Annotated in this window: 21 protein-coding genes and 1 pseudogene; 10 read left to right on the top strand and 12 right to left on the bottom strand. The window is 76.2% G+C overall.

What is annotated here, in order from left to right; translation table 11 throughout:
• Positions 1-12 precede the first annotated feature (12 nt).
• The 4 genes from Sdagh_RS05025 to Sdagh_RS05040 all read right to left on the bottom strand — a co-directional run bounded on the left by Sdagh_RS05025 (position 13) and on the right by Sdagh_RS05040 (position 6656).
• Entirely contained in the window at positions 13-2922 is a 2910-nt protein-coding gene (locus Sdagh_RS05025) for an ATP-binding protein (protein WP_190077821.1), read from the bottom strand.
• Between the two features lie 269 nt (positions 2923-3191).
• Positions 3192-4226: a (-)-alpha-amorphene synthase gene (locus Sdagh_RS05030; protein WP_226534584.1), complete on the bottom strand. Its 1035-nt coding sequence runs from the start codon at positions 4224-4226 to the stop codon at positions 3192-3194.
• Positions 4223-5767, bottom strand: coding sequence for a cytochrome P450 (locus Sdagh_RS05035; protein ID WP_189422066.1), 1545 nt, complete (start codon positions 5765-5767; stop codon positions 4223-4225). The genes Sdagh_RS05030 and Sdagh_RS05035 overlap by 4 nt, the downstream gene beginning before the upstream one ends.
• Before the next feature lie 307 nt (positions 5768-6074).
• A complete protein-coding gene (locus Sdagh_RS05040) occupies positions 6075-6656 on the bottom strand; it encodes a TetR/AcrR family transcriptional regulator (RefSeq protein WP_226534586.1) in 582 nt (193 codons plus the stop codon).
• Positions 6657-6984: 328 nt separating this feature from the next.
• On the opposite strand from Sdagh_RS05040, the gene Sdagh_RS05045 reads away from it, so the two are divergent.
• The 4 genes from Sdagh_RS05045 to Sdagh_RS05060 are packed head-to-tail and all read left to right on the top strand — an operon-like array spanning position 6985 to position 11789.
• Entirely contained in the window at positions 6985-7551 is a 567-nt protein-coding gene (locus Sdagh_RS05045; RefSeq protein ID WP_189422064.1) for a (2Fe-2S)-binding protein, read from the top strand.
• Positions 7548-8540, top strand: coding sequence for an FAD binding domain-containing protein (locus Sdagh_RS05050; RefSeq protein WP_189422063.1), 993 nt, complete (start codon positions 7548-7550; stop codon positions 8538-8540). Before Sdagh_RS05045 ends, Sdagh_RS05050 begins: the two co-directional genes overlap by 4 nt.
• Positions 8537-10663 carry a xanthine dehydrogenase family protein molybdopterin-binding subunit gene (locus tag Sdagh_RS05055; protein ID WP_189422062.1) on the top strand — a complete coding sequence of 709 codons (2127 nt, stop codon included), beginning with the start codon at positions 8537-8539 and terminating at the stop codon, positions 10661-10663. Before Sdagh_RS05050 ends, Sdagh_RS05055 begins: the two co-directional genes overlap by 4 nt.
• Entirely contained in the window at positions 10656-11789 is a 1134-nt protein-coding gene (locus Sdagh_RS05060; protein ID WP_189422061.1) for an XdhC family protein, read from the top strand. The genes Sdagh_RS05055 and Sdagh_RS05060 overlap by 8 nt, the downstream gene beginning before the upstream one ends.
• Before the next feature lie 41 nt (positions 11790-11830).
• Here the strand turns inward: Sdagh_RS05060 and Sdagh_RS05065 are convergent, their stop codons facing one another.
• The 3 genes from Sdagh_RS05065 to Sdagh_RS05075 form a co-directional block, all read right to left on the bottom strand.
• Positions 11831-12628 (bottom strand): polysaccharide deacetylase family protein, encoded by a 798-nt coding sequence (locus tag Sdagh_RS05065; protein ID WP_190077822.1) that lies wholly within the window; start codon positions 12626-12628, stop codon positions 11831-11833.
• Between the two features lie 157 nt (positions 12629-12785).
• Positions 12786-13697 carry a DMT family transporter gene (locus Sdagh_RS05070; RefSeq protein ID WP_189422059.1) on the bottom strand — a complete coding sequence of 304 codons (912 nt, stop codon included), beginning with the start codon at positions 13695-13697 and terminating at the stop codon, positions 12786-12788.
• Between the two features lie 9 nt (positions 13698-13706).
• Positions 13707-14615: an SDR family NAD(P)-dependent oxidoreductase gene (locus Sdagh_RS05075; RefSeq protein WP_190077823.1), complete on the bottom strand. Its 909-nt coding sequence runs from the start codon at positions 14613-14615 to the stop codon at positions 13707-13709.
• A 160-nt stretch (positions 14616-14775) separates the two neighbouring features.
• Between Sdagh_RS05075 and Sdagh_RS05080 the strand changes: the two genes are divergently transcribed.
• The 3 genes from Sdagh_RS05080 to Sdagh_RS05090 all read left to right on the top strand — a co-directional run bounded on the left by Sdagh_RS05080 (position 14776) and on the right by Sdagh_RS05090 (position 16967).
• On the top strand, positions 14776-15945 hold the full coding sequence (locus Sdagh_RS05080; RefSeq protein ID WP_441007663.1) for an MGDG synthase family glycosyltransferase: 1170 nt from the start codon (positions 14776-14778) through the stop codon (positions 15943-15945).
• Between the two features lie 69 nt (positions 15946-16014).
• Positions 16015-16479: a DUF2267 domain-containing protein gene (locus Sdagh_RS05085; protein WP_189422057.1), complete on the top strand. Its 465-nt coding sequence runs from the start codon at positions 16015-16017 to the stop codon at positions 16477-16479.
• Positions 16476-16967 (top strand): DUF1360 domain-containing protein, encoded by a 492-nt coding sequence (locus Sdagh_RS05090; protein WP_189422056.1) that lies wholly within the window; start codon positions 16476-16478, stop codon positions 16965-16967. The genes Sdagh_RS05085 and Sdagh_RS05090 overlap by 4 nt, the downstream gene beginning before the upstream one ends.
• 13 nt (positions 16968-16980) lie before the next feature.
• On the opposite strand, the gene Sdagh_RS05095 is transcribed toward Sdagh_RS05090, so the two are convergent.
• Positions 16981-17370, bottom strand: coding sequence for a DUF5997 family protein (locus tag Sdagh_RS05095; RefSeq protein ID WP_189422055.1), 390 nt, complete (start codon positions 17368-17370; stop codon positions 16981-16983).
• 118 nt (positions 17371-17488) lie between these two features.
• On the opposite strand from Sdagh_RS05095, the gene Sdagh_RS05100 reads away from it, so the two are divergent.
• Complete coding sequence (locus Sdagh_RS05100) at positions 17489-18268, top strand: LysR substrate-binding domain-containing protein (RefSeq protein WP_226534588.1); 780 nt, start codon at positions 17489-17491, stop codon at positions 18266-18268.
• Here the strand turns inward: Sdagh_RS05100 and Sdagh_RS05105 are convergent.
• A pseudogene (locus Sdagh_RS05105) lies at positions 18267-18989 on the bottom strand (DUF4142 domain-containing protein); the annotation flags it as partial. The gene Sdagh_RS05100 and the pseudogene Sdagh_RS05105 overlap by 2 nt on opposite strands.
• 57 nt (positions 18990-19046) lie before the next feature.
• Positions 19047-19523, bottom strand: a complete 477-nt coding sequence (locus tag Sdagh_RS05110) for an Lrp/AsnC family transcriptional regulator (RefSeq protein ID WP_189422054.1) — start codon at positions 19521-19523, stop codon at positions 19047-19049.
• Positions 19524-19776: 253 nt separating this feature from the next.
• Here Sdagh_RS05110 and Sdagh_RS05115 point away from each other — a divergent pair, with 253 nt between their 5' ends.
• Positions 19777-21276 carry an FUSC family protein gene (locus Sdagh_RS05115; protein WP_189422053.1) on the top strand — a complete coding sequence of 500 codons (1500 nt, stop codon included), beginning with the start codon at positions 19777-19779 and terminating at the stop codon, positions 21274-21276.
• Between the two features lie 67 nt (positions 21277-21343).
• On the top strand, positions 21344-22375 hold the full coding sequence (locus Sdagh_RS05120) for a lactonase family protein (protein ID WP_189422052.1): 1032 nt from the start codon (positions 21344-21346) through the stop codon (positions 22373-22375).
• A gap of 106 nt (positions 22376-22481) precedes the next feature.
• Here Sdagh_RS05120 and Sdagh_RS05125 read toward each other — a convergent pair whose 3' ends face one another.
• Both Sdagh_RS05125 and Sdagh_RS05130 read right to left on the bottom strand, forming a co-directional pair.
• On the bottom strand, positions 22482-23405 hold the full coding sequence (locus Sdagh_RS05125; protein ID WP_190077824.1) for a sirohydrochlorin chelatase: 924 nt from the start codon (positions 23403-23405) through the stop codon (positions 22482-22484).
• Positions 23406-23542: 137 nt separating this feature from the next.
• Complete coding sequence (locus tag Sdagh_RS05130) at positions 23543-24508, bottom strand: N-acetylglucosamine kinase (protein WP_190077825.1); 966 nt, start codon at positions 24506-24508, stop codon at positions 23543-23545.
• Positions 24509-24575: the final 67 nt, after the last annotated feature.

Raw genomic sequence — 24575 nt, forward strand, 5'->3', positions numbered from 1 at the left:
CCACCGGGGGCGTCAGTGACGGGTGCGGGGCGCGCTCTCCAGCGCCCGCGCCAGGCCCTCCGCGTCCGTCCCCAGCGTGCGGTACACCGAGGACAGCACCTGCCGCACGCCCTGCTCGGTCAGGCGCAGCTCCTTGGCGATCACCTCCGCCGGAACGCCCTGCGCGGTCAGCTCCGCCGCCCTGCGCTCCCGCACGGTGAGCGTCTCCGTCTGCGCGTACCGCAGCGGCAGCGGCCGCAGCCCGGCCGCGGACAGCTCCGCCCTGGCCCGCACCGCCAGCCCCTCCGCACCGCAGTGCACCGCGCGTTCCAGCCCCTGGTAGAGCCGGTCGGCGGCCTCCTGCACCCGCCCGTTGCGGGACAGCAGCGCGCCGTGGCCGACCAGCGCGCGGGCCAGCTCGAAGGCGGCGGGCGAGGCCTCCAGATGCGTCACGGCCTCCGCGTACAGGTCGAGCGCGGCGGCCGTGCCGGTCACCTCCGCCTCGACGCACAGCGCCTGCCCGATCGCCGACGCGGCGCCGAACCCACGGGCCCGCTCGACCGCGTCCCTCGCCAGGGCCAGCGCCCGGCCCGGTTCGCTGCGGGCCACCGCACGGGCCAGATGGAGCTGCCACGGGCACCACGCCGGGTTGCGCCAGCCGCGTTCGTCCAGCCGTTCGCCCAGCTCGGTGAGGATGCGGGTGGCGGTCCGGTACCGGCCCTCGGCCAGCAGCAGCTCGGCGTGGACCGTACGCGGATCGGGGTAGATCACGGCGTTCGGCAGCATCTCGACGTACCGGTAGTCGTCGACCAGCCGGCGGGCCTCCTCGGTCTTGCCCCGGGCCAGCAGGGTCTGGACGAGGATGCCGATGGCGAAGAACTGCGCGGGCACCGCCCCGTCCACCCGGTCGGCGATGCCCAGGCCCGCCCGGCCCAGTTCCTCCGCCTCGGCCAGACAGCCGCGCCGGTAGCGGATATAGCCGTAGAGGGCCTGGCCCAGCGCCAGGTGCGAGCCGCGCCAGCCCTTGCGCTCGCACTCGGCGATGCCCTGGATGAACAGCTCCTCCGACCGTCCCGGCTGGGCGCCGTACATGAACACCAGGGCGACCGAGACGGGCACCTCGAACCCCTGGTGCTCGCTGGTCCAGCTCATGCCGCCGCGCAGCGCCTTATCCGCCCAGTCCATGGACTGCCGGCGCGGTTCGCCGCGCACCATGGCGTCCCAGGACCGCAGCCCCAGGATGTACCGCTCCTCCAGGCTGCGGCCCGGCATCCGCCCGGCCAGCCGCACCAGCGTGCGGGAGCGCGCGGGGGAGTCCGGCTCGTCGGTGCGGAAGGCGCTCCACACGAAGTGGTCGGTCTGCATCCGCAGCCGCACCCGGGGGTTGGCGGCGCGCTTCGCCTCCTCCCCGGCGACCGCGGCGGCCTCCGCGACCCGGTCGGTGTGGGCCAGGGCCTGGGCCAGCCGGAAGACGATCGAGGCGCGCAGCTCGGGGTCGACGTCCGGCTCCGTCAGCGCCTCCCGGAGGTGGGTGACGGTGGCCTCCGGGTCGATCAGGAAGGTGGCGCAGGCGATCTCGTGCAGGAGGGCGGCCCGCTCCCCGGACGGCGGGGGCTCCTGGAGGGCCCGGACCAGGACCCGCCGGGCGGCCTCCGGGGCACCGGAGCGCAGGTACTCGCGGGCGGCCTCCCTGAGGCAGGCGACGGCTTCGGAACTGCCCTCGCAGGGCACCTCCAGCAGGTGCCGGGCGGCGGCGGTGGGGCCGGCCCCGGCGGCGCGGACGGCCTCGGCGGCGGCGTTGTGCATGCCGACGCGCAGCGGGGCCGGGACGTCCCGGTAGACGGCCGTGGCGATCAGGGGGTGGACGAACTCCAGGCCGCCGCCCGCCCCCGAGCCCGGCGCGAGGACACGGGCCTTGCGCAGCCGCTCGGTCGCGGTGGCGGCCTCCTCGGAGCCGACCACCGCCAGCACGGCCGCCAGGTCCGGCGGCGCGGGGCAGCCCAGCACGGCCACCGCCCACGCGAACCGGACCGTGGCCGCGCCGAGCCGGTGCAACCGGTCGATCAGCCCCGGGCCCTTGACCGCCGAGGCGAGGTTCCGCATCGCCCCGAGGTCGGCCCGGGTACCGGTCAGCCCGGCCTCGTCCAGTCGCAGGGCCAGCTCGACGGTCTCGAAGGGGCTGCCGCCGGTGACCGCCCAGCACTCGGCGCAGAACGCGTCCTCGGCCCGCTCGCCCAGGACGTCCCGCACGATCCGGGCGACGGCGGCCCCGGTGAGCGGGGCGAGGCTGTGCGGACGCTCCCCGTGGCGCTCCATCAGCGCGCGGAACGCGTCGGCCTCGGACGGCAGTTCGTCGGGCCGGTAGGCCGTGACGATCAGCAGCGGCAGGTCGTCGGCCCGGGGCGCGAAGGAGGCGAGCCAGCCCAGGGACTCGATGTCGGCCCAGTGCGCGTCGTCCAGGAGCACCACGACCGGCGCCTTGCGGACCGTCAGCTGGGTCATGACCCAGTCCAGGCCGTCGCGCACGCCCAGCGGGTCGGGAGCGTGGGCCGCGCCGGACGCCTCCAGGCCGAGAGCGGAGGCGACTATGCCGTACCAGCTGCCGAGGAACGCGCGGCGCTCGTCCGCGTCCAGCGCCGCGAGCGAGGGCTGGAGCAACTGGCGCAGCACCCGGAACGCCAGCTCCTGCTCGTTCTCCCCGCCGCGGCCCGACAGCACGGTGCAGCCGCGGGCCAGGGCCCGCTCCCGGGCCCGGGAGAGCAGGGTCGTCTTGCCCATGCCCGCCGGTCCGGTGAAGGCCACCACGCCGCCGCGCCGGGGATGGGGCGCGTCCCCGTCCGTGTCACACAGGCGCGCCAACGCTTCGTCGAGCGCGTCCAGTTCGTCTCGGCGCTCCAGCAGCGGACGCCGTTCGCTGCCCGGTTGACGCAGTCCAGTCGCCATGTGCGGTACTGCTTCCTGTCGACGGCCGTCGGAGGACAGCGCCGAGCGTACGCGCCGGCCGGGCCGGACTGCCCGGACTCTGAGACAGGTTGGACGAGGACGGGTGAATCGAGCGCGGTCGGCGTGTGGGACGTGGCCGGGAGGGGTAGCGTGGACCATTTCGCCACCCGCCGGGCCGCCTCCGGGGCGACGGCCCCACCTCCCGTGCCACCTGCGCCTCTCCCGCCCGTCACGCCGTCCGTACGGCGCCCCGGCGTCCGCGGCGTCCGTCAAGCGCCGATCGCCGGCACCTCCGCCGTGTCCGCGTACCGGGGCACCACCCGCGACCAGTAGTAACAGCCGCGGATCCAGCCCGCCATGCCGTCGAGGTAGCCGGGGCCCGCCGGGCCCAGCTCGGGCTCGATCACCCGGCGCAGCCGCTGGAACTCCTCGATCGTGCCGTTGATCCGCCGCACCGCCAGGGCGACCGCCTGGGGCAGGGTGCACTCGTGGGCGCGCCGGTAGGCGAGCGCGAGGTTGATCAGGCCGCCCGCCCGGTGCTCCTTCACCGCGGAGAAGAGGTCGGGTATCCACACCGCGGCGTCCGCCGAGAGACGCCCGAGCCGCCGCATGACCGGGTGGTTCAGCTCCCGCGCGGTCAGCTCCTCGGGCTGCGCCGCCTCGCACAGCGGATAGAAGGGCTCGACTCCGGCGATCAGCGCCCGGATGGAGGTGACCAGCGCGATCCGCGGCGGCAGCGAATGGCTCTGCGCCACCGCCTCGTAGAGCAGCCCGTGCACGTACTCACGGCTGTTCCAGGCCCAGCGGGCCGCCTGCGCGGGCGTGCACCGCTCCCGCACCCGCCGGTGGAGGTCGGCGAGGGCCGCCCCGAGCGGGGTGACCGGCGGCTCGTCGTCCCGCAGGATCGCCACGCTCTCGCACACCATCGGCAGCAGCCGGTCCGGCCCCGGCCGCCCCAGCTCCTCGGCCAGGTCGTCGAACACGAACTGGTAGGCGATCTGATCGGCCACGAGCTGGAGCAACTCGGCGTCCATATGAGGGCTGTTGTACGACGCGAGCTGCGCCGGACGGGTGCGGACGATCATCTCCGCCACCGCCGGGTCATCGGTCAGCCCCCAGCGGCGCAGCCAGCTGTCGACCCCGGCCGCCGCCCGCTGCTCGTGCGGGTTGGCCAGGAAGGGGAAGGGCATGTGGAGGGTGGAGTCGATCAGCTCCTTGAGGCTGCCTTCCGGAGCGGCGTGTGCCGTCTCCCTCACCTGTGGTGCGAACGTCGTCTCGGCCGTACGGGCCGCCTGTGCCGTCATACGTCGTCACCTGCCGTCGTCGGTCCGGTCCGCGGGGCCTTGGGAGCGGCGTCCTGCGGTCCGGTCAGCGGGATGTCCTGTGAGGCGCCCTGCCGTGGGGGGTGCGCGTGCCGCGCTTGCCGTTCGTTCCGTCCGTGCGGTGGGGCGGACGCCGGACCGCCCTCCGCCGGGCGGGTCCGCGGTTCGCCGACCAGGACCAGCGTCCGGGGTCCCAGGGTGGCGGCCGGACGCGGCCGGCCGAGCGGTCCCGCCGGGGCCCGCAGCCGCCAGTGCCGGGCGATGACGGCCACGGCGGTGACGGCCTCGGTCATGGCGAAGGTGTCGCCGATGCACTTGCGGCTCCCCGCAGCGAACGGCAGCATCGCCCGGCCCGCCCCGGCCGCCTCCCCGCCGGGCAGCCACCGCTCGGGGCGGAACCGGTCGGGTTCGGGGAACGCCGTGTCCCGGTGGTGCAGGAGGTACGGGCTGTACAGCACGGTCGCCCCACGCGGCAGACGGCATCCGGCCAGCTCCGTCTCCCGGGTGGTGAGCCGGGTGAACAGCCAGCCCGGAGGGCGCAGCCGGAGCGTCTCGGTGACCACGTCACGGGTGCGGGCGAGCCGGGCCAGTTCCCCGGGACCCGGCACGGACCCGTCGGCGAGCACGGCGTCCAGCTCCTCGTGCAGCGTCCGCTCCGCCTCCGGGTGGTCCGCCAGCAGGGCGAAGACGGAGGCCAGGCACATCGCGGTGCTCTCGACGCCGGTGAGCAGCAGGGTGACGAGCTGGTCGCGGACCTCCCGCTCGGTGAGCGGCCCGGTGTCCGCCCCGTCGCCCCCGCCGGCCGCCGTCAGCAGGGTGCCCAGCAGATCGTCCCGGGGCGCGCCGCGGCGGCGCTCCGCGATGAGGGTGTCGACCAGCCCGTGCAGCCGTCGCACCGCGCTCCGGTACCGCCGGTTGCCGGGCGTGGGCAGGCGGAACAGGGCGTCGACCGGCACGACCGTCCGGACGAACAGGCCCCGGACGACCACCGCGAGACAGGCCCGCACGGCGGCGGCCCGCCCGGCGTCCAGGGAACCGGAGAAGAGCAGCCGGCTCGTCACCCCCGTGGTCAGGGCGACCATCGCCGCCGTGACGTCCACCCGCCGCCCCGGCCGCCAGGAGCGGCACACCGAGGCGGCCTCCTCGCCCATGAGCCGGGTGAGGGCGGAGACCCGCGCGGGAGTGAACGCGGGCTGGAGCAGCCTGCGCTGGCGCCGGTGGTCGTCGTGGGGGCAGGTCACCAGACCATCGCCCATGAGCCCGCGCAGCCGGTCGTAGAGGGGGCCGCCCTTGTCGAAGGTGCGCGGGTCCTTGAGCACTTGGTGGACCAGGTCCGGGTGGCACACCATCCAGGCGCGGCGCGGCCCCAGCCGGACCTCGACCACATCACCCCGCGCGGGAAGAGATTCGAGAAAATCCAGCGGGCGCGACAACAGTGCGATAGCGTGCCCGAAGAAGGGGAATATGCCCGGCGCAACACCGGTCGTCCAGACGCGTTCGGTCACGGGTACGGCCTCGCTCATGGGACACCACCTGCCTCAGCCGACGTACGGACAGGCCCGGTGATCGCACACCGAGCCACCGCTCAAGTCATAGTCCTGCCCAACTGTGCGGTTCCGGGGTTTCCCCATGTCTCTCCTCGCGGGGGCGCACAGATGCACGAAGAGGGCGTGTGCGTCGTCCGGGGGGTCGGCCGGGGGGTCGCCCGACGGAGCGGGCGTCGCGCGGGCGTCGATCAGAACACGCCATTCCGCCGCCGGACACCGGCCGCCGGCCGGAGCCCGTGGGCATCTCCCGCCGCCTCCGCGGGTCAGGTGCCGGCGGGGCGCCTCACCGCCCCGCCGCCCCCGCCCGCAACCCGTCCATGACGAGGTCGAGCAGCCGGTCGGCCCGGTCCTGCCAGTCGTCGCGCGGCTCGATCTGCCACAGGCCGGCGATGGCGAGCAGGAAGTCGTCCGAGGTGACCCCGGGACGGACGGTGCCGGCCTCCTGGCCCGCGCGCAGCAGGAGTCCGGCCGCGGACAGCAGGGGGGAGGGCTCCGGCTTGGCCGGTCCGTCGGGGGCGCAGGTGGCCTGCCGGATGGCCTCGGCCAGGCCCGCCTTGGTCAGGGCGAACCGGGCCAGGTGGTCCATCCAGGCGCGCAGCGCCCCGTCGGGCTCCCGCTCGGCGAGCAACTCGGCGGCGCTGTCGGCGACCTGCTGCATCTCGTGGCGGTAGATCTCCAGGACCAGCGCCTCGCGATTGGGGAAGTTGCGGTAGAACGTGCCCTGGCCGACCCCCGCCTTGCGGGCGATCGTGCTCAGCGGGGCGTTCGCGCAGTCCGTCAGTTCGGCCAGCGCCACCTCCAGGATGCGCTCGCGGTTGCGCTGGGCGTCCGAGCGCAACGGTGCTTTCTTGCCCGGCTGTTCCACGGCTCCTCCTTCCACGGAAGCCGACCGGGACCGGACGAGTCCCGTCCGCATCTCGTCCGAATCCCGTCCTTGATAACCGGACAACTGTCCGTTACGTTTTCGTAGAGCGGACAGCTGTCCGGTTGCTGCCAGCATATCCGTGCCCGTGCCACGCGCCAGAGCCCGCGGCCTCCCCCCACACGCACAGCGCCACCTTCGTTCCCGTAGAGCCACTTCTCCCTTCCTGACGCACGAATCATTTCCAGACACACGACTCGCTCCAAGTCCCGGACGCACGACTCGCTCCGGGACGCATGACTCGTTCCCAGACGCATGAAGAAGGCTGATCATGGCTTCAGCGCCCTCGCCGAACCGCAGTGACATCACCTTGCACATCAACGGCGAGAAGCACCCCCTGACCGTCGACCACCGCACCACCCTGCTCGACGCCCTGCGCGAGCGGCTCGACCTCACCGGCACCAAGAAGGGCTGCGACCAAGGGCAGTGCGGCGCCTGCACCGTCCTGATCGACGGCCGCCGCTCCGTCTCCTGTCTGCAACTCGCGGTCGCCGCCGACGGCCGCGAGATCACCACCGTCGAGGGCCTGGCCGACGGCGACCGGCTGCACCCGGTGCAGCAGGCGTTCCTCGACCTCGACGGCTACCAGTGCGGCTACTGCACGCCCGGCCAGATCTGCTCGGCCGTCGGCGTCATCGAGGAGCACGCGGCCGGCTGGCCGAGCGCCGCCACCGACGACGTACGGCCCGAGGCGGGACCGCCCGAGCTGACCCCCGAGGAGATCCGCGAGCGGATGAGCGGCAACCTCTGCCGCTGCGCCGCCTACGTCTCCATCGTCGACGCGGTGGCCCGCGCCGCGGACGAGCGGGCGCACGACGCCGAGGAGGCGGTGGCGTGAAGGAGTTCGGATACCGGCGCGCCGCCGACGTCTCCGGCGCGCTCGCCCTGCTCGCCGCCGAACCGGAGGCCCGCTTCCTCGGCGGCGGCACCAACCTTGTCGACCTGATGAAGACCGGCGTGGAGCGGCCCGCCCTCCTCGTCGACGTCCGCGAACTGCCCCTGGACCGCGTCGAGCCGACCCCCGACGGCGGCCTGCGCATCGGCGCGACCGTCACCAACAGCGACCTCGCCGCGCACCCCGAGGTCCGCCGCCGCTACCCCGCGCTCTCCCAGGCCGTCCTGGCCGGCGCCTCCGGGCAGCTGCGCAACATGGCCACGGTCGGCGGCAACCTCCTCCAGCGCACCCGCTGCGGCTACTTCACCGACACCGCCCGGCCGTGCAACAAGCGCGTCCCCGGCAGCGGTTGCTCCGCCCTCACCGGCGCCCACCACAATCACGCCGTCCTCGGCGCCTCCGACCACTGCGTGGCCACCCACCCCTCGGACATGGGTGTGGCCCTCACCGCGTTCGACGCGGTCGTCACCTACGAGACGCCCGAGGGACCCGGTGAGCTGCCGCTCGCCGACTTCTACCTGCCGGTGGGCGACACCCCGCACCGGGAGACCGCCCTGCCGCCGGGCGCGCTGATCACCGGCGTGACCCTGCCGCCCGCCCCGGTCGCCGCCCGTTCCCGCTACCGCAAGGTCCGCGAGCGCGCCTCGTACGCCTTCGCGATCGGCTCGGTCGCCGCCGCGCTCGACGTCCGCGACGGCGTCGTGCGGGACGTGCGGCTGGCCTTCGGCGCCGTCGCCTCCCGGCCCTGGCGGGCCACGGCGGCGGAGCGGGCGCTCATCGGCGCCCCCGCCGACGAGGCGGCCTTCGCCGCCGCCGCGGACGCCGAACTGGCGGCGGCCCGGCCCCTGCCCGACAACGGATACAAGGTGACCCTCATGCGCAACCTCGTGGTGGCCGTGCTGGCCCAGCTCACCGAGGAGGCCGCCCGATGACCACTGCCACGACCGGCCGTACGGCCCCGGCAGGCGCCGTCGGCACCGCCCGCACCCGCGTCGAGGGCCGCGCCAAGGTCACCGGCGCCGCCCGGTACGCGGGCGAGATCCCCTTCGCCGACCTCGCCCACGGCTGGCTGGTGCTCTCCACCATCACCCGCGGACGCGTCCGCGCCGTCGAGACCGAGGCCGTCCTCGCCATGCCGGGCGTACTCGCCGTGCTCCACCACGGCAACGCGCCGCGCGTCGAGACCGACTACGTCGGCATGCTCGGCGCCCCCGACCCGACCGCCGCCGTCTTCCAGCACGACCGGGTGCCGCACGCGGGCTGGCCCGTCGCCCTGGTCGTCGCCGAGACCCCCGAGCAGGCCCGGGAGGCAGCCGAGAGCCTCGTCGTGCGCTACGAGGAGGAACCGCACGACATCGCGCTCTCCGCCGACCGCCCGGACGCCTACCCGGTCGACGGACACATGCCCGCCGTGACGGAGAAGGGCGACCTGGAGGCCGAACTCGACGCCGCCGCGCACGTCGTGGACGTCGAGTACTCCACCCCCGAAGAGCACCACAGCATGATGGAGCCGCACGCGGCCACCGCCCACTGGGACGGCGGCCGGCTGGAGGTCGTCGACTCCAACCAGGGCACCACCTGGGTGCAGAACGAACTGGCGCAGATGTTCTCGCTGGACATGTCCGCCGTGCGGGTCCGCTCCGAGCACATCGGCGGCGGCTTCGGCAGCAAGGGCCTCCGCGTCCACCAGGTCTCCGCCGCGATGGCCGCCACCGCCCTCCAGCGGCCCGTCCGCGTGGTGCTGACCCGCCGTCAGATGTTCTCCCTGACCGGCTACCGCAGCCCCACCCGCCAGCGGGTCCGGCTCGGCGCCGACGCGGACGGCCGGCTGCGCGCCCTGGAGCACCGCTCGGTCAACCAGACCTCCACGGTCTACGAGTTCGTCGAACCGAGCGCCGGTGTGGCCCGGGTGATGTACGACGCCGCCGCCCACCGCACGGTCAACCAGGTCATCCGGCTCGACGTGCCCTCCCCGACCTGGATGCGCGCACCCGGCGAGGCCCCCGGCTCCTTCGCCCTGGAGGCGGCCCTCGACGAACTCGCCGAGCGGTGCGGCCTCGACCCGATCGAGCTGCGCCTGCGCAACGAGCCCGAGACCGGCCCGGTCTCCGGCCTGCCCTTCAGCAGCCGCAACCTGGCCGCCTGTTTCCGCGAGGGCGCCCGCCGGTTCGGCTGGGCCGACCGCGACCCCCGCCCCGGGGTGCGCCGCGAGGGCCGCTGGCTGCTGGGCACCGGGACCGCCGCCGCCTCCTTCGGCGCCGGCGCCCTGCCCTCCACGGCCCTGGTGACCGCCGAGCCGGACGGCACCTTCACCGTGCGGATCGCCGCCGCCGACGTCGGCACCGGCGCCCGGACCGCCCTCACCCTGGTCGCCGCCGACGCGCTGGAGACGACGACGGACCGGGTACGGGTGCACATCGGCGACAGCGACTTCGGGCCGGCGGGCGTCGCCGGCGGCTCCATGGGCACCCGCTCCTGGGCCTGGGCGGTCAACGCCGCCGCCGCCGAACTGCGCGAGCGGCTCGCCCTCGGCACCGGCATCCCGCCCGAGGGCATCACCGTACGCTCCGACACCACCGAGGCCCTGCAGTCCCTCGCGCAGAAGGAACGGCACTCCTTCGGGGCGCAGTTCGCCGAGGTCGCGGTGGACACCGGCACCGGCGAGATACGGGTCCGCCGGATGCTCGGCATCTTCGCGGCCGGCCGGATCGTCAACCCCCTCACCGCCCGCAACCAGTTGCTCGGCGGCATGGCCTGGGGCATCTCCATGGCCCTGCACGAAGAGGCCGTACGGGACCCCTCCACCGGCGCGCACTACGCGCCCGACCTCGCGGGCTACCACGTCGCCACCCACGCCGACGTGCCCCGCCTGGAAGCGGACTGGGTGGACGACCCCGACCCGGACGACCCGGTCGGCATCAAGGGCATCGGCGAGATCGGCGTCGTCGGGGCGGCGGCGGCCATCGCCAACGCCGTCTGGCACGCGACGGGCGTACGCCACCGCCGGCTGCCGATCAGGCCCGACCGGGTGCTGGAGGCGGGCCGGGATGTTTGACATCGCCGGTGAGCTGCGCCGCTGGGCCGCCGAGGGCCGGGACTTCGCCGTCGCCTCCGTCGTCTCGGTCGGCGGCAGCGCCCCGCGCGGCCTCGGCGCGGCCCTCGCCGTCGACGGGGAGGGCACGGCCATCGGCTCCGTCTCCGGCGGCTGTGTGGAGGGCGCGGTCTACGACCTGTGCGTCCAGGCCCTCCAGGACGGCCGCGCGGTGCGCGAACGGTTCGGGTACAGCGACGAGGACGCCTTCGCGGTCGGCCTGACCTGCGGCGGGATCATCGACGTCCTGGTCACGCCGGTCCGCGCGGACGCGCCCTGGCGGGCGGTGTTCGCGGAGGCGCTCACGGCCGCCGCCGAGCGGCGTCCGGCGGCCGTCGCCCGGGTCGTCGAGGGACCGGCGGAACTGCTGGGGAACGCCCTGCTGGTCCGGCCCGACGGGCCGGCCGAGGGCGGCCTCGGCGGCCACCCCGACCTGGACCGGACGGCGGCGGCCGAGGCCCGCGCGCTGCTCGACGCCGGGCGCACCGCCCTCGTCGGCGTCTCGGAGGACGGTTCGCACTGCCCCGGCGGTCTCACGCTGCTGGTCGAGTCGAGCGTGCCGCCGCCCCGGATGATCGTCTTCGGGGCCGTCGACTTCGCCGCGGCGCTGGTCCGCGCGGGGAAGTTCCTCGGCTACCGGGTCACCGTGTGCGACGCCCGGCCCGTCTTCGCCACGGCCGCCCGGTTCCCCGAGGCCGACGAGGTCGTCGTCGGCTGGCCGCACCGTTATCTGCGGGGCACCGCCACCGACGCGCGGACGGTGCTGTGCGTGCTCACCCACGACGCCAAGTTCGACGTACCGCTGCTGACCGAGGCGCTGCGGATGCCGGTCGCCTTCGTCGGGGCGATGGGGTCGCGCCGGACCCACGCCGACCGCACCCGGCGGCTGCGCGAGGCCGGGCTGACCGACCGCGAACTGGCCCGGCTGCGTTCCCCGATCGGCCTCGACCTGGGTGCCCGCACCCCCGAGGAGACGGCCCTGTCCATCACGGCGGAGATCGTCGCCGCCCGCCGCGGGGGCACCGGGACGCCGCTGACCGGCCTGGGTACGCCCATCCACCGGGAGTCCCTGGTGGACACGGCGGCCTGAGGAGGGGCGGCTCCCCCGCGCGCGGGGGAGCCGCCCCTCCCTCAGACCGCCCCCGTGGAGGCCGTCGCCGGGGTGGCCCCGGTGAGCGCCGCCGCGCCCGTCCTGGCCGTCGCGTGCCCGGCGAGCGGGCCCAGGGCCAGGCCCGCGGCGCGGCAGTCGGCCACGATCTCCGGCAGGGCGCCCAGCGTGGCCCGCCAGCTGTCCGGCGCGGACGCGTGGTCGGTGTCGTGCAGCAGCAGTGTCCCGCCGCCGCGCAGGTCCGCCGCGGCCGTCCGGCGGACCGAGGCGGGTGTGGCGTGCGGCGTCCAGTCCCGGCCCCACGCCGTCCACAGCACCGGCCGCAGCCCCGCCCGCCGGGCGGCGGCCCAGCGTCCGGAGGTGAGGATGCCGTAGGGCGGGCGGTACCAGCGCGGCCACCGGCCGGTGACGTCGGCGACCGCGTACGCGGCCCGGAACAGCTCGCGGGCGTCCCGGCCCGGCGACGGCAGCCAGGGCCGGTCGTGCGCCCAGCCGTGGACGGCGAGTTCATGGCCCCGGCGGACCGTCTCGCGGGCCACGTCCGGGCACCGGGCGACCCGTCCGCCCAGCACGAAGAAGGTCGCCCGCACCCCGAGCGCGTCCAGCGCGTCGAGGAACAGCGGCGTGGACACCGGGTCGGGTCCGTCGTCGAAGGTCAGCGCGACATGGTCCGGGCGCCCCCGGCCGGCCAGGGCGGGCAGCCAGCGGCGGCGCGGCCCGGGCAGCCAGGTCGCCGCCGGGCCGAGGTGCGCCAGCGCCGCGGCGAGCGGAGCCAGTACGCACACGGCCCGCACGGCGGGGGACCGGTCACCGTCGATCATCCGTCCGTCTCCTTTCTCCCGGGCGGCCAGGCGGCCAGACAGTCAGGCGGCCAGACAGTCGGAGTCGGGCGGCCAGGCGGCCGGGCCGCGAGGCAGCCGGGCGGCCAGGCGGTCTCTCCGGCCGTCGGGCGCGACGCGTTCCGCTTCCCGCCCCGCATCATGCCCGCCCCGCGCCGGGCCCGCCGCCCGGACCGTCGAGGGCCGCCGCGGTGTCCCAGGTGCCGTGCACCGACGGCGCGCGGGCCAGTCCCACGCTGCCCAGGCCGATCAGCGCCACCCCGAGCAGCTCGGGCAGGACGCGTACGCCGAGGGCGATCTCCTCCCCGAACAGAGCCCAGCCCAGCGCCACGCTGGTCAGCGCGTCACCGAGGGTGAGGGCGGGCTGCGAGGCGGCGAGCGTCCCGGCCCGCAGCGCGCTCTGCAACAGCAGGAAGCCGAGTACGCCGACCACCGCCGTGGCGTACGGCGGCCACTGGGTGAGGACGGCGCCCACGCCCTGCGGGAACCGTCCGGTGACCTCCTTCAGCAGCGCGGCCGTCCCCCCGAACGCCACCGCCGAGGCGGAACCGAACAGCGCGGCCCGCGCGGCACCCCGGGCCAGCCGGCCGGCCGCGGCCAGGGCGGCCACCGCGCAGAGCACCGCCGGGCCGGCCGTCGCCCACCGGCCGGGCACGGCGGTGTCCTGTCCCTCGGAGGGCGCGGCGGCGCCCAGGAACAGGGCCAGCCCGACGGCCAGGGCACCGAACGCCAGCCAGGTCGTCCGGTCGGGCCGGTGGTGGAAGACCGCGCTGCCGACCACCAGGGTGAACAGCAGCTCGCTGGCCATCAGCGGCTGGACGAGGGCGAGCGATCCCACCGCGAGCGCCGCCGCCTGGAGCACCGTCGTCACCGCGAGCAGCGCCGCGCCGCCCACCCAGTACGGGTCCCGGACCAGGCGCAGCAGCCACCGGACCGGGTGGCCCGGTGCCGCGTCCGCGGCGTCCGCCGCGGCGGCCCGCCGTTGCAGCACCGACGCGGCGGCGTTGGACAGCGCGGCGCACAGGGCGAGGACGACGGTGAGGACGTGCACCGAGCCCGCTCAGCCGAACCGGGCGGCCAGCCGCCGGTACAGACCCGGCGTCGCACCGCGCACCCGGCACGGCAGCCGCAGCCAGCCGGGTACGTACACCTCGTCCCGGCCCCGCCGCACCGCGGTGTCGCGGATGGCGTCGGCCACCCGCTCCGGCGGCACCGGCCGGGGGCGGGAACGCCGGTAGGGCGCGCCGCGGCGTTCGAAGAAGGGGGTGTCCACGACCCCGGGGATCACATGGGTGACGCCCACCCCGGTCCCGCGCAGCTCCTGGCGCAGGGCGTCGGCGAAGGCGCCGAGCGCCGCCTTGGCCGCGGAGTACACGGCCTCGCCGCGCACCCCGACGCAGCCCGCGAGCGACCCGACCAGCACCACCCGGCCCGTCCCCGCCGCGACCATGTCCGGCAGCAGCAGCCGCACCAGCCGCAGGGTGGCGGTCAGGTCGGTCTCCAGGACCTCGTCGATGGCGTGCGCGGGCATCTCGCGGAACTCCCCGGCCCAGCCGACCCCGGCACCGGCCACCAGCAGGCCCACCGGACCCACGGTCGCCAGGGTGAAGTCGGCGAGCCGGCGGTCGGCACCGGGTGCGGTGAGGTCGAGGGCGAGGGCGCTGGCCGAGGAGGCGTCGGCGACCGCGCGCAGCCGCTCCGGATCGCGGCCGGTCAGCACCAGGTCCCAGGTGCCCTCGGCACCGAGCCGCCGGGCCAGGGCCGCGCCGATGCCCGAGGACGCACCGGTCACCAGCGCCGCACCGGTCACTCGCGCCGCACCGGTCACTCGCGCCGCACCGGTCACTCGCGCCGCACCGGTCCGCGTGCCCGCCCGGCCCGCCCGCCCGAACTCCCGCGCCGGCTCCGCACCGGCCGCGGCGGCCGTGGGCGCGAGCGGGGGCCGGGGCCGGGAGAACACAGAGACCATGCCAACCACCTCGGGTGCGGGCCGGAACACCTCAGGAGCGGCCGCCACCAGGGCGCCCGGCGTCCGGCGGGACGGGCGCTGACGGAGTATCCAGCCGGGTGCATCCGAAACGCCCATCTTGAGGCGGTTTGGGGTGCGGGGGGCGGGCTACCCCCACGCCGTGCGCCCCGACAGCTCGTCCACGCCCCGCCGGCCGGCCCCCGCCGCGCCGCGGCCCGCCGGGCGGCTGCTGGTGGTGAGCGCCGCCATGGGCGCCGGCCACGACACGGTCGCCGCCGAACTGGTCCGCCGGACGCGTGAACGCGGCGGCGACGCCACCGTCGTCGACGTCCTCACCCTGCTGCCGTACGGCCTGGGCGCCGGGCTGCGGCACTTCTACCGGGGATCGGTACGGCACTTCCCCTGGGCGTACGCCGCGCTGTACCGGCTGTTCCTGCGGCCCGGTCCCGGCCGCCGCCCCGGCGGCACACCGCTCGCCCGGCTGGCGGGGAGCCGGCTGAGCGAGCTGGCCGCGGGGACCGGGGCGGACGTCGTCGTCCCCGTCTTCCACCTCGGCGCCCAGCTCACCGGCCATCTGCGCGCCCGGGGCCTGCTCTCCGTCCCGAGCGCCGTCCTGGTGATCGACTTCGTGCCGCACCGGCAGTGGCTGCACCCCGGCAACGACCAGTACCTGTGCCTCACCGAGGAGGCCGCCCGCGCGGTCCGCCGGGACACCGGCGTGCCGGCCCGGACGTGCGGTCCCGTCGTGGACCCGGCCTTCCGCGCCGGGGCGGCGGGCGCGGAGCGCTGGCGGCGGCTGTTCGACCGGCACGCGCCCGGCCGGACCCCGGTCCTGCTGGCGTCCGGCGCCTGGGGCGTCGCCTCGCGCCCGGACGCCACCGTCCGCCTGCTGGCCCGCCACGGCTTCCTGCCGGTGGTGCTGTGCGGCGCCAACGAGACGCTGCGCCGCGAGCTGTCCCGCGTGCCGGGCGCCCTCGCCCTGGGCTGGGTGACCGACATGCCGGGCCTGCTGCACGCGGCCCGTGCCCTGGTCGACAACGCGGCCGGCCAGACCGCCGTCCAGGCGCTCGCCGCCGGGCTGCCGGTCGTCGGCCACCGCCCGATCCCCGGCCATGGCGCCGACGGCGTCCGCGCCATGGCCGCGCTGGGTGTCTCCGAGGCCGCCGGGGACGACGCCGGGCTGCTGGCGGCGCTGCGCCGGCTCACCCCGGAGGGGCCGGCCCGCCGCGCCCGCGTCACCGCCGGACACGCCCTGTTCCGGGACGACCCCGTCGGCCTGGCGCTCGCCCTGGCCCGGACGGCGCGCGGAGCCGGACCCGGCCGCCGATGAGAGCGGCCTCACCGGTTATGCCGTCCGGGCGACGGGCACCCGTGGGGGGATCTAGCGAGGAGGCACGTTGTGAGGGCGGACGAGTTCCTGACCCGGGTCCGTGACCGCGGGGAGTTCCACAGCCAGGAGGAGGCCGAACAGGTCACCGAGGCGGTTCTGCGGGTCCTCGGCTCCCGGATAGTCCCCGGGGAGGCGACCGATCTGGCCGCCCAACTGCCCGCCCCGCTGGACGAGGCGCTGCGGCCGGAACGGGGACGTCCCGAGCCGTTCGACCGGGAGGAGTTCCTGCGGCGGGTGGCGCGGCGGACCGGCGCGCGCCCGCGCACCGCGGAGTGGGATGCCGGCGCCGTCCTGTCGACGGTCGCCGACACCGTCCCCGCGGGCCAGGTGGACCACCTGCTGGACCAGCTCCCTGCGGACTGGGCGGACCTGTTCGGCAGCACGGGCGAACGGCACGCCGGCAGAAGAGACGGAACAGCCGGCCGGGCCGGCACCGGCAACGGCGGCGACAAGGCACCACGGAGGCACGGATGACCGACGGCGAACGGAGCTACGGCGACGAGGAGGGCACGCCCCTCGGCGGATACGCCGCCCTGGCGGCCACCTTCACGACCGGGCTGGGGGTCTTCGCGTGGGCGGCGCACCGGCGCGGGGTGCGGCTGCCCGACGGGGTTCCGCCCTGGGACCTGTTGCTGCTGGGCACCGCCACCTTCAAGGCGTCCCGGCTGCTCACCAAGGACAAGGTCACGAGCTTCCTGAGGGCGCCCTTCACCCGGCGCGAGGAGGACAGCCACGGCACCGAGGTCAACGACGCCTCGCGGGGCAGCGGCCTGCGCCGGGCCGTCGGCGACCTGGTGTCCTGCCCGTTCTGCACCTCCGCGTGGGTGGCCGGCGGGCTGGTCGCCTCCTACGCCTGGACACCCCGGGCGGCCAAGCTGGTGTGCGCGGGGCTCAGCGCCGTCGCCGTCTCCGACTGGCTCCAGTACGCGTGGAGCCGGACGGAACAGCAGGCGGAGGGCTGAGCCCGCGGCGGGATCAGTCCCGCTCGGCGCGCTCGGCGTGCAGCTTCTTCACGCGGGCCGACTCCTTGCGGACCTCGGCCTGCGTGGCGCGCTCCCGCCGGAGCCACTCGGGGTCCTCCTGCTTCAGCGCCTCGATCTGCTCCGTGGTGAGCGCCCCGTCGATCCCGCCGCGCCGCAGACCGGCGATGGAGACACCCAGCTTCGCGGCGACCACCGGCCTCGGGTGCGGGCCGTCGCGCCGCAGGTCGCGCAGCCACTGGGGCGGATCGGCCTGAAGGGCGTTCAGCTCGGCGCGGGTGACGGCGCCCTCGCGGAACTCGGCGGGCGTGGCGTCGAGATACACACCCAGCTTCTTCGCCGCGGTCGCGGGCTTCATCGTCTGGGTGCTCTGGTGCTCGGTCATGGCGTCCAGGGTATCGAGCGGATGACCGGGTCCTGACCACGCCGGTGACCAGGGCCGTCTCCCGGTCCGCCGGCCGGGGCGGTGCCCGGGGCCGCCGCCCGGTCGGTAACCTGGCCGGGTGACAGCCTCGGAAGCCCCGCACCCGTTCCGCCTCGCGTACGTCCCCGGGGTGATGCCCGGCAAGTGGGTGCGCATCTGGGGCGAGCGGCGGCCCGAGGTCCCGCTCTCCCTGTCCCAGGTGACCGCCGCCGAGGCGCCCGGGGCGCTGCGGGGCGGCGACGCGGACGCGGGCCTGGTACGGCTGCCCGTCGACCGGGACGTCCTGAGCGCCATCCCCCTCTACACCGAGACGACGGTCGTGGTCGTGCCCAGGGACCACCTCGTCACGGCGGCCGACGAGGTCACCGCGGCGGACCTCGCCGACGAGGTCGTCTTCCACCCCCTCGACGACGTCCTGGACTGGGAGCGGCCACCGGGCCGGCCCGCGGTCGAGCGTCCCGCCACCACGGCGGACGCCGTCGAACTGGTCGCGGCCGGGGTGGGCGTCCTGGTCGTCCCGCTGTCGCTGGCCCGGCTGCACCACCGCAAGGACCTCACCCACCGTCCGGTCACCGACGCCCCGCAGTCGAGCGTGGCGCTGTCCTGGCCGCAGGACGCGCACACCGACCTGGTGGAGGACTTCATCGGCATCGTCCGTGGCCGGACCGTCAACAGCACCCGGGGCCGCCGGCCGGCCACGCCGGAACCCGGGAAGGACGAGGCCCGCCGCAAGCCGGGGACCGGGAAGCAGACGGGCACGGGGAAGCAGGCCGGCGCGGGTAAGCAGGCGGGCGCCCCCGCCAGGCGTGGCGCGGCCAGGAGTGGTGCCCGGCGCGGTCGCCCCCGCCGCCGCTCCTAGGCGACCCCGGCCTCAGCGCACCGCCGGACCCGGAGGTTCGGTGGGGGCGGGTCGTCCGCGCCGCGGTCGGCTTCGGCGGGGCGGTCTGCTGGAGGCTGGTCCGGTCGAAGTTGACCAGGCCGGCGCGCTCCAGGACGCTGATCTGGTCGAGGACGGTGTCGTCGGTCTGGTCGGCGAGCTGCCGGACCAGGCTGTTGCCGGTGCCGGCGCGGATCCTGGCGATCGCCGGGAAGATCTGCCCGTGAGTCACCCGCATGATGGTGACCGCCGTGGTGTCGAACTGCCTGCCCGTCGTCCCTTCCACGGCCGCCACGAACCGCTGTTGCTGCGGCGACGCCCGGTTGGGCAGCGCGACGCCCGGCTCGGGCCCGATCCTGCGGCAGGTGGCGTCCAGCCGGGCGTGCCCCGCGACCAGGTGCTCGCCGGCCTCCCTCATCTCCGCCGTCGTCCCCCGCTCCATGGCCGGCAGCCCCAGCGGGTACCCCCACAGTCCCGCCGCCCGCACCTTGACCACGAAGTCCCGGTCCGCCTCGGTCAGCGGTCCGTACCGGGTCTCGGCGATCACCCGGTGCGGGCCACCGGTGGTGTTCCGCACCGCGAGCACGGTCGGGCAGGCGAGCGCGGTGAGGGTGAGGAGCAGGGCACCGCAGACGAGGGCGGTACCCGCGGTGGCGCGCGTGACGCGCGTCGGGCCTCCAGGGGTCGGGGCGGGCTCGGACACCCGGAGATACGGACGCGCCGCCCGGACCGATCACCGCCGCGGGCAAAACCTCCCGGCCTACTTCCCGGCCGCCCGCCCCACCGACTCCACCAGCGGCAGCAACCGGTGCGGGACCCGTTCGCGCAGCGCCACCTCGGAACGGGTGCGGACCACGCCGGGGAGGCTGATCAGTTTCTGGATCACGTCCTCCAGATGCGCGTTGTCACGGGCCACCACCCGGGTCAGCAGGTCCCCGCCGCCCGTGATGGAGAACGCCTCCACGATCTCGGGGACCCCGGCGAGCGCGTCCCCCACGTCGTCCAGGTGCCCCTGCGTCACCTCGATGTGCACGAACGCCAGCACCGGGTGCCCGAGCGCGGCGGGGGAGAGGACCGGACCCGTACCGGTGATCACGCCGTCCCGCTCCAGCCGGTCGAGCCGCGCCTGCACCGTGCCGCGGGCGACGCCGAGCAGCCGGGCGTACTCGCGGACGCTGGTGCGCGGCTGCTCCAGCAGCAGCCGCAGGATGCGGGTGTCCAGCTCGTCCACGGCCATGACGCCTCCACTCCCCGGTGTCCCCGGCCTACTGAGCCGTTGGCCGACTCCTGGCCATCGTACCGCCGTCTTCGCTGGGCCAATGGCCCAGTGGAACGGCAACCTGTTGAGCCACCGGCGGGCGGGATGCTGAGATGGAGGAGTCGATGGCGCTGCGGACCGATCCGCGGCGCCTTTTTGGTGCCGGCGCGCCGGACGGGGTGCCGGGCGTCACGGAACGGGGAGCCACAGGTTGCCGAGGGGGAGTCACACCGTGCTGAAGAGGATGTTCACGGCACCGGACCCGGGACGGACGCGGCTGCGGTTCGCGGCACGGGCCGTCGCCGGCATCGGCGCGGCCGTCCTCGTCTGCGGGGCCGCCGGACAGTCGCTGCCCGGCACCGTCGCCGGCGGGCTCGCCGCGCTGCTCGCCCTGTTCACCGTCGCCGACGCGACCGTGCGCGGCCAGGCGGTCACCACCGCGCTGCTGCCCGCCGTCGGCCTGCCGGTGCTCGCCGCCGCGTCCGTCCTGCACGACCACCCCGTCGCCCGCGACCTCGCCTTCCTCGCCGTCACCGGCGCGGGCGTGTACGCCCGGCGCTGGGGTCCGCGCGGCCACAGCCTCGGCGTGTTCGCCTTCATGACCTTCTTCGTGGCGCAGTTCCTGCACACCACCCCCGGACAGCTCCCCGCCCTGTACGCCGCCGTCCTGCTGTCCGTGGCCACCGCCGCGGCGGTCCGCTTCGGGCTGTGGTGCTACGAACGCCGCCTCCCGGCACCCGCCACACCCGCCGCGCTTCCCGGTACCGGGCTCGCCCGCGTCACCACCCGGCAGGCCGTCCAGGCCACCGCCGGCGCCGGCTTCGCCCTGGTCGTCGGGCACCTGGTGTCCGGGGACCGCTGGTACTGGGCGGTCGGCGCCACCTGGTGGGTCTTCGTCAACACCACCTCGCGCGGCGAGACCCTGGTCCGCGGCTTCCGCCGGGTCCTCGGCACGGTCCTCGGTATCGGCCTCGGACTGCTCGTCGCCGTCCCCGTGGACGGGGCGCCGCTGCCCAGCGCGGCCCTCGCCGCCGCCTGCGTCTTCGGCATCTTCTACTCGGCGGCCGTCTCCTACACCTGGATGATGCTCTGCGTCACCCTCCTCGCCGAACTGCTCTACGGCCTGCTCGGTGTGCTCACCCCGGCCCTGCTCGCCCTGCGCCTCGCCGAGACGGCCGTGGGTGCGCTCGGCGCCGCGCTCGCCGTGCTGCTCGTGCTGCCGGTCACCACCCACGCCGTCACCGACGCCTGGATCAGGCGGGCCCTGCGCGCCGTCCACGCCTGCACCGTCGAGACCGCCGCCCGGATCGCGGGCACCGAGGGCGCCGACCCGGCACCGCGCGTCGCCGAACTGGAACAGCTGCTCGGCCGGGTACGGCTGTCGGTGGCGCCGCTGACCCACCCGCTCAACCCGCTGCGCGCCCGCAGGCGGCGCGCCCGCCGGGTGCTCGCCCTGCTCGACGACTGCGCCCGGCAGATCCACGGCCTGGCCGCCGTCGCCGCCGACCCGGTGGCCTCCCACGACGCCCGGCTGACCGCCGCCTGCCGCCGGGTCGAGGCCGCCGTCGAGGCCCTGACCACCGGCCCCGGCGCCGGCCCCCTGCCGGAGCGGCCGGAGCGGCCGGGCGCGCGTGAACCCGTCCTCGCCCATCTGCACGGACTGGAACACGCCCTGGCCGAACTCGCCGCGCCGCTGCGCCACCCCGCCCCCCTAGGTCTGGACCGCGCCTGATCGCTGCTACCGTCACCCCGGGCGACCGCCGGCCGACGGCGGCCGGCGAGGGCGGAAGGGGACAGCGGTGGCACGGGGCACGAGGCCGCGGCAGGCGTTCATCGGGTCGTTCACGGCCGCCGGCGGCCGCGGCATCGTCACCGCCGCCGTCCACCCGGACCACGGCGCGCTGACCGCCACCGGCACCACCGACGGCCTGCCCGACCCCTCCTGGCTCGCCCTGGCGCCGGACGGGGACACGCTCTACGCGGTCAGCGAGTCCGCCGACGGAGCGGTGGCCGCGTACCGCCCGACCGGTGGCGGACTCGTACCGGCCGGGCCGCCGGTGTCCGTCGACGGCAGCGGCCCCACCCACCTCAGCCTCTTCCGCGGCCACGTACTGACCGCCAACTACGGCTCCGGCAGCGTCACCGCCGTACCCGTCCGGCCCGACGGCACCCTCGCCCGCCGCGCCTCCGGCGTGCTCCGGCACACCGGGTCGGGGCCGCGGGCACCGCGCCAGCAGGGCCCGCACGCCCACCAGGTGCAGCCCGACCCGAGCGGACGATGGGCCGTCAGCGTGGACCTCGGCACCGACTCGGTCCGGGTGTGCGCCCTGGCGGACGGCGCCCTCACCGTGCACCGGGAGACCGCGCTGCGCCCCGGCTCCGGCCCCCGCCACCTGGCCTTCCACCCCGACGGCACCCACGCCTACGTGCTCAACGAACTCTCCCCGACGCTCACCGTCTGCCGCTGGGACGCCGGGGACGGGGCGCTGCGCCCGCTCACCGAGGTCCCGGTCCTGCCCGGCGCCCCGTCCGGCGACGCCTACCCCTCCGGCATCGTCGTCTCGCCCGACGGCCGGTTCCTGTGGACCGCGACCCGCGGCGCGGACGTCCTGACGGTCTTCGCCGTCGAGGGCGCGACGGTGCGCCCGGCCGGCACGGTGTCCTGCGGCGGGCACTGGCCGCGGGCGCTTGCCGAGGCCGGCGGTCACCTTTACGCGGCCAACGAGCGTTCCGGCGACGTGACCTGGTTCGCCGTCGACCGGCGTACCGGCCTGCCCCGCCGGGCCGGCGCGCTCCGCGTCCCGGCGGCCTCCTGCGTCGTCTTCGCCTGACCCGGGCCCGGCCGGCCGGGACGGTACCGCCGCACGGCGAAGGGCCCGCCCGGTCCACCGGAACCGGAACGGGCCCTCGACGCTCTCGCCGCCCTCGTCGCGCGCGTCAGCGCACGGGCGCGCTCTGCGGCTGCGACGGCGTGATGCCCAGCGCCGTCGTGTACTTGGCCAGCGCGAGCTTGCCGATCGCCGGGTACGGGCCGAGCGGCTCGGCCACCGAGCAGCCCGCCTCCGCGGCGGCCTCGCGCAGCAGGGACGCGTCGATCTCCGGGCCGATCAGGTAGGGCGCGAGCGCCAGCTGCTGCGAACCGGCCGACCGCAGCTGCTCGGCCACCGACGCGATCGAACCCTCCTGGTCCAGCGCCGCCGCCATCACGGGCACGGCCAGCCGCGCGGCGAGCAGCATGCCGGTGATCCCGGCCGCCTGCACGGCCTCCTCACCGCCCACGGAGGCCAGCACGATGCCGTCCGCCGCCGTCGCCACCGTGAACAGCCGGGCCCGGTCGGCACGGGCCAGCCCGGCCTCCGAGAGCCGGACGTGCAGCGCCTCCGCGAGCAGCGGGTGCGGACCGAGCACGTCCGTCAGCTCGGCCGCGACCCGGCTGTCCATCACGGCCTGGCGGACCCGGCGCAACAGCGCGTTGTCCGGACCGGCGAGCAGCGGCACGACGACCGCGACGGGACCCTCGGGCTCCTTCGTCTCGACACCGGCCGCGACCGCCTGCTCGTAACGGGCGGTGCGCTCCTCGGCCGCGTGCGCGAGGACGGCCGTCAGCGACGGGAACTCCTCGTCGTCACCGTCGAGGTACCCGATCCGGGCGTCCAGACCGGGCAGTTCGGAGCGGGCGATGCTCACGACCTCCTCGGCCAGACCCCGCGTGGCACCGCTGGGCGCACCCGGCACGGCGAGGACGAGCGCGGGCGCGCCCTCGGGAGCCACCAGCGGCTCGGGGCGGCGGTGGCGTCCCGGCTGGCGGGGGCGCGGCATTCGTACGGGCAGGCCGGACGCGGGCCCAGTGGGGGAGCTCATGGTGCCGCATGTTAGTGGCTTCCCGAGGTCCCCTGTTCGGGGAGGGCCCAGGTGAGCGGTATCCGTCCGGTTTTGTCTGAAGAGTGATGTACGGATCGGACGACATCGGCATGATTCCCCTCCCCGCGGGACCGAAGTCAGCCACCCTCCGCAACCGTCACCCACAGCATTCCCGGGTCGTCCGGAAGGGGGAGCGGACCGGTCGCCAGCCCGGCCGCGAGCCGTACCGCGCCGTCCAGCGGACCGCCCTCGGCCGGCACCCGCCGGACCCCCGGGAGCCGGCGCGCCAGTTCCTCCTCCAGCGGGACGAGGAGCGGGTCGCCCAGCCCCCGCAGGCCGCCGGTGAGGGCGACCGAAGCCCCCTCGGGGCAGACCGCGGCGGCGGAACCGGCGAGGTGCCGCGCGGCGGCCCGCAGGATGTCCGCGGCCACCGGGTCGCCGGCCGCGCAGGCGGCCACGTCCGGCGCGAAGGAGGCGAGGACGGCGGCGCGGTCGGTACGCGGGTACAGCGCGCCGGGCAGCCCCGGCGCCGGCCCGAACCGTCGGGTGGCCCGGGCCAGCAGCGCCGCGGAGCCGTCTTCGCGGCCGTCGTGCGCGCGCAGCGCCGCCTCCAGTCCGGCCCGGCCGATCCAGGCACCGCTCCCGCAGTCCCCGAGCAGGTGCCCCCAGCCGTCCGCGCGGCGCCACCGGGTCAGGTCCGTGCCGACGGCGATGGCGCCGGTGCCCGCGGCGACCACGGCCCCGGCCCGGAAGCCGAGCGCGCCGACGTAGGCGGTGACGGCGTCGGCGGCGAGCGCGAGCGTCCGGGTGCCCAGCTCCCGGGCCAGGGCGCCGGGCAGTTCGGCCCGCAGCGCCTCGCCGAGGGTGGCCAGTCCCGCCGCCCCGACGACGGCGGTGGTCAGCCGCGCCACCCCGGCCTCGGCCGCCGCCGCCCGTGCCATCGGCAGCAGGTGCTCCAGCAGATGCCCGGGATCGATGCCCCGCGCGCCGGTCCGCACCGGCTCCCGCGTCGCGCGCCGGGCCGGCGCACCGCCTCCGGCCGCCCCGACGGCGACCCGGAGTCCGGAGCCGCCCGAGTCCACGGCGAGATGTCCGTCCGTCACGGCGACGAAGGCTACCGCCCCGCTCCCGTCCCCCTGCCACTCCCGTACCGCTCCCGTACCGGTTCCG

Origin of the sequence: Streptomyces daghestanicus, from assembly GCF_020521275.1 — a bacterium.
Taxonomy (GTDB): Bacteria; Actinomycetota; Actinomycetes; order Streptomycetales; family Streptomycetaceae; genus Streptomyces; species Streptomyces griseoviridis.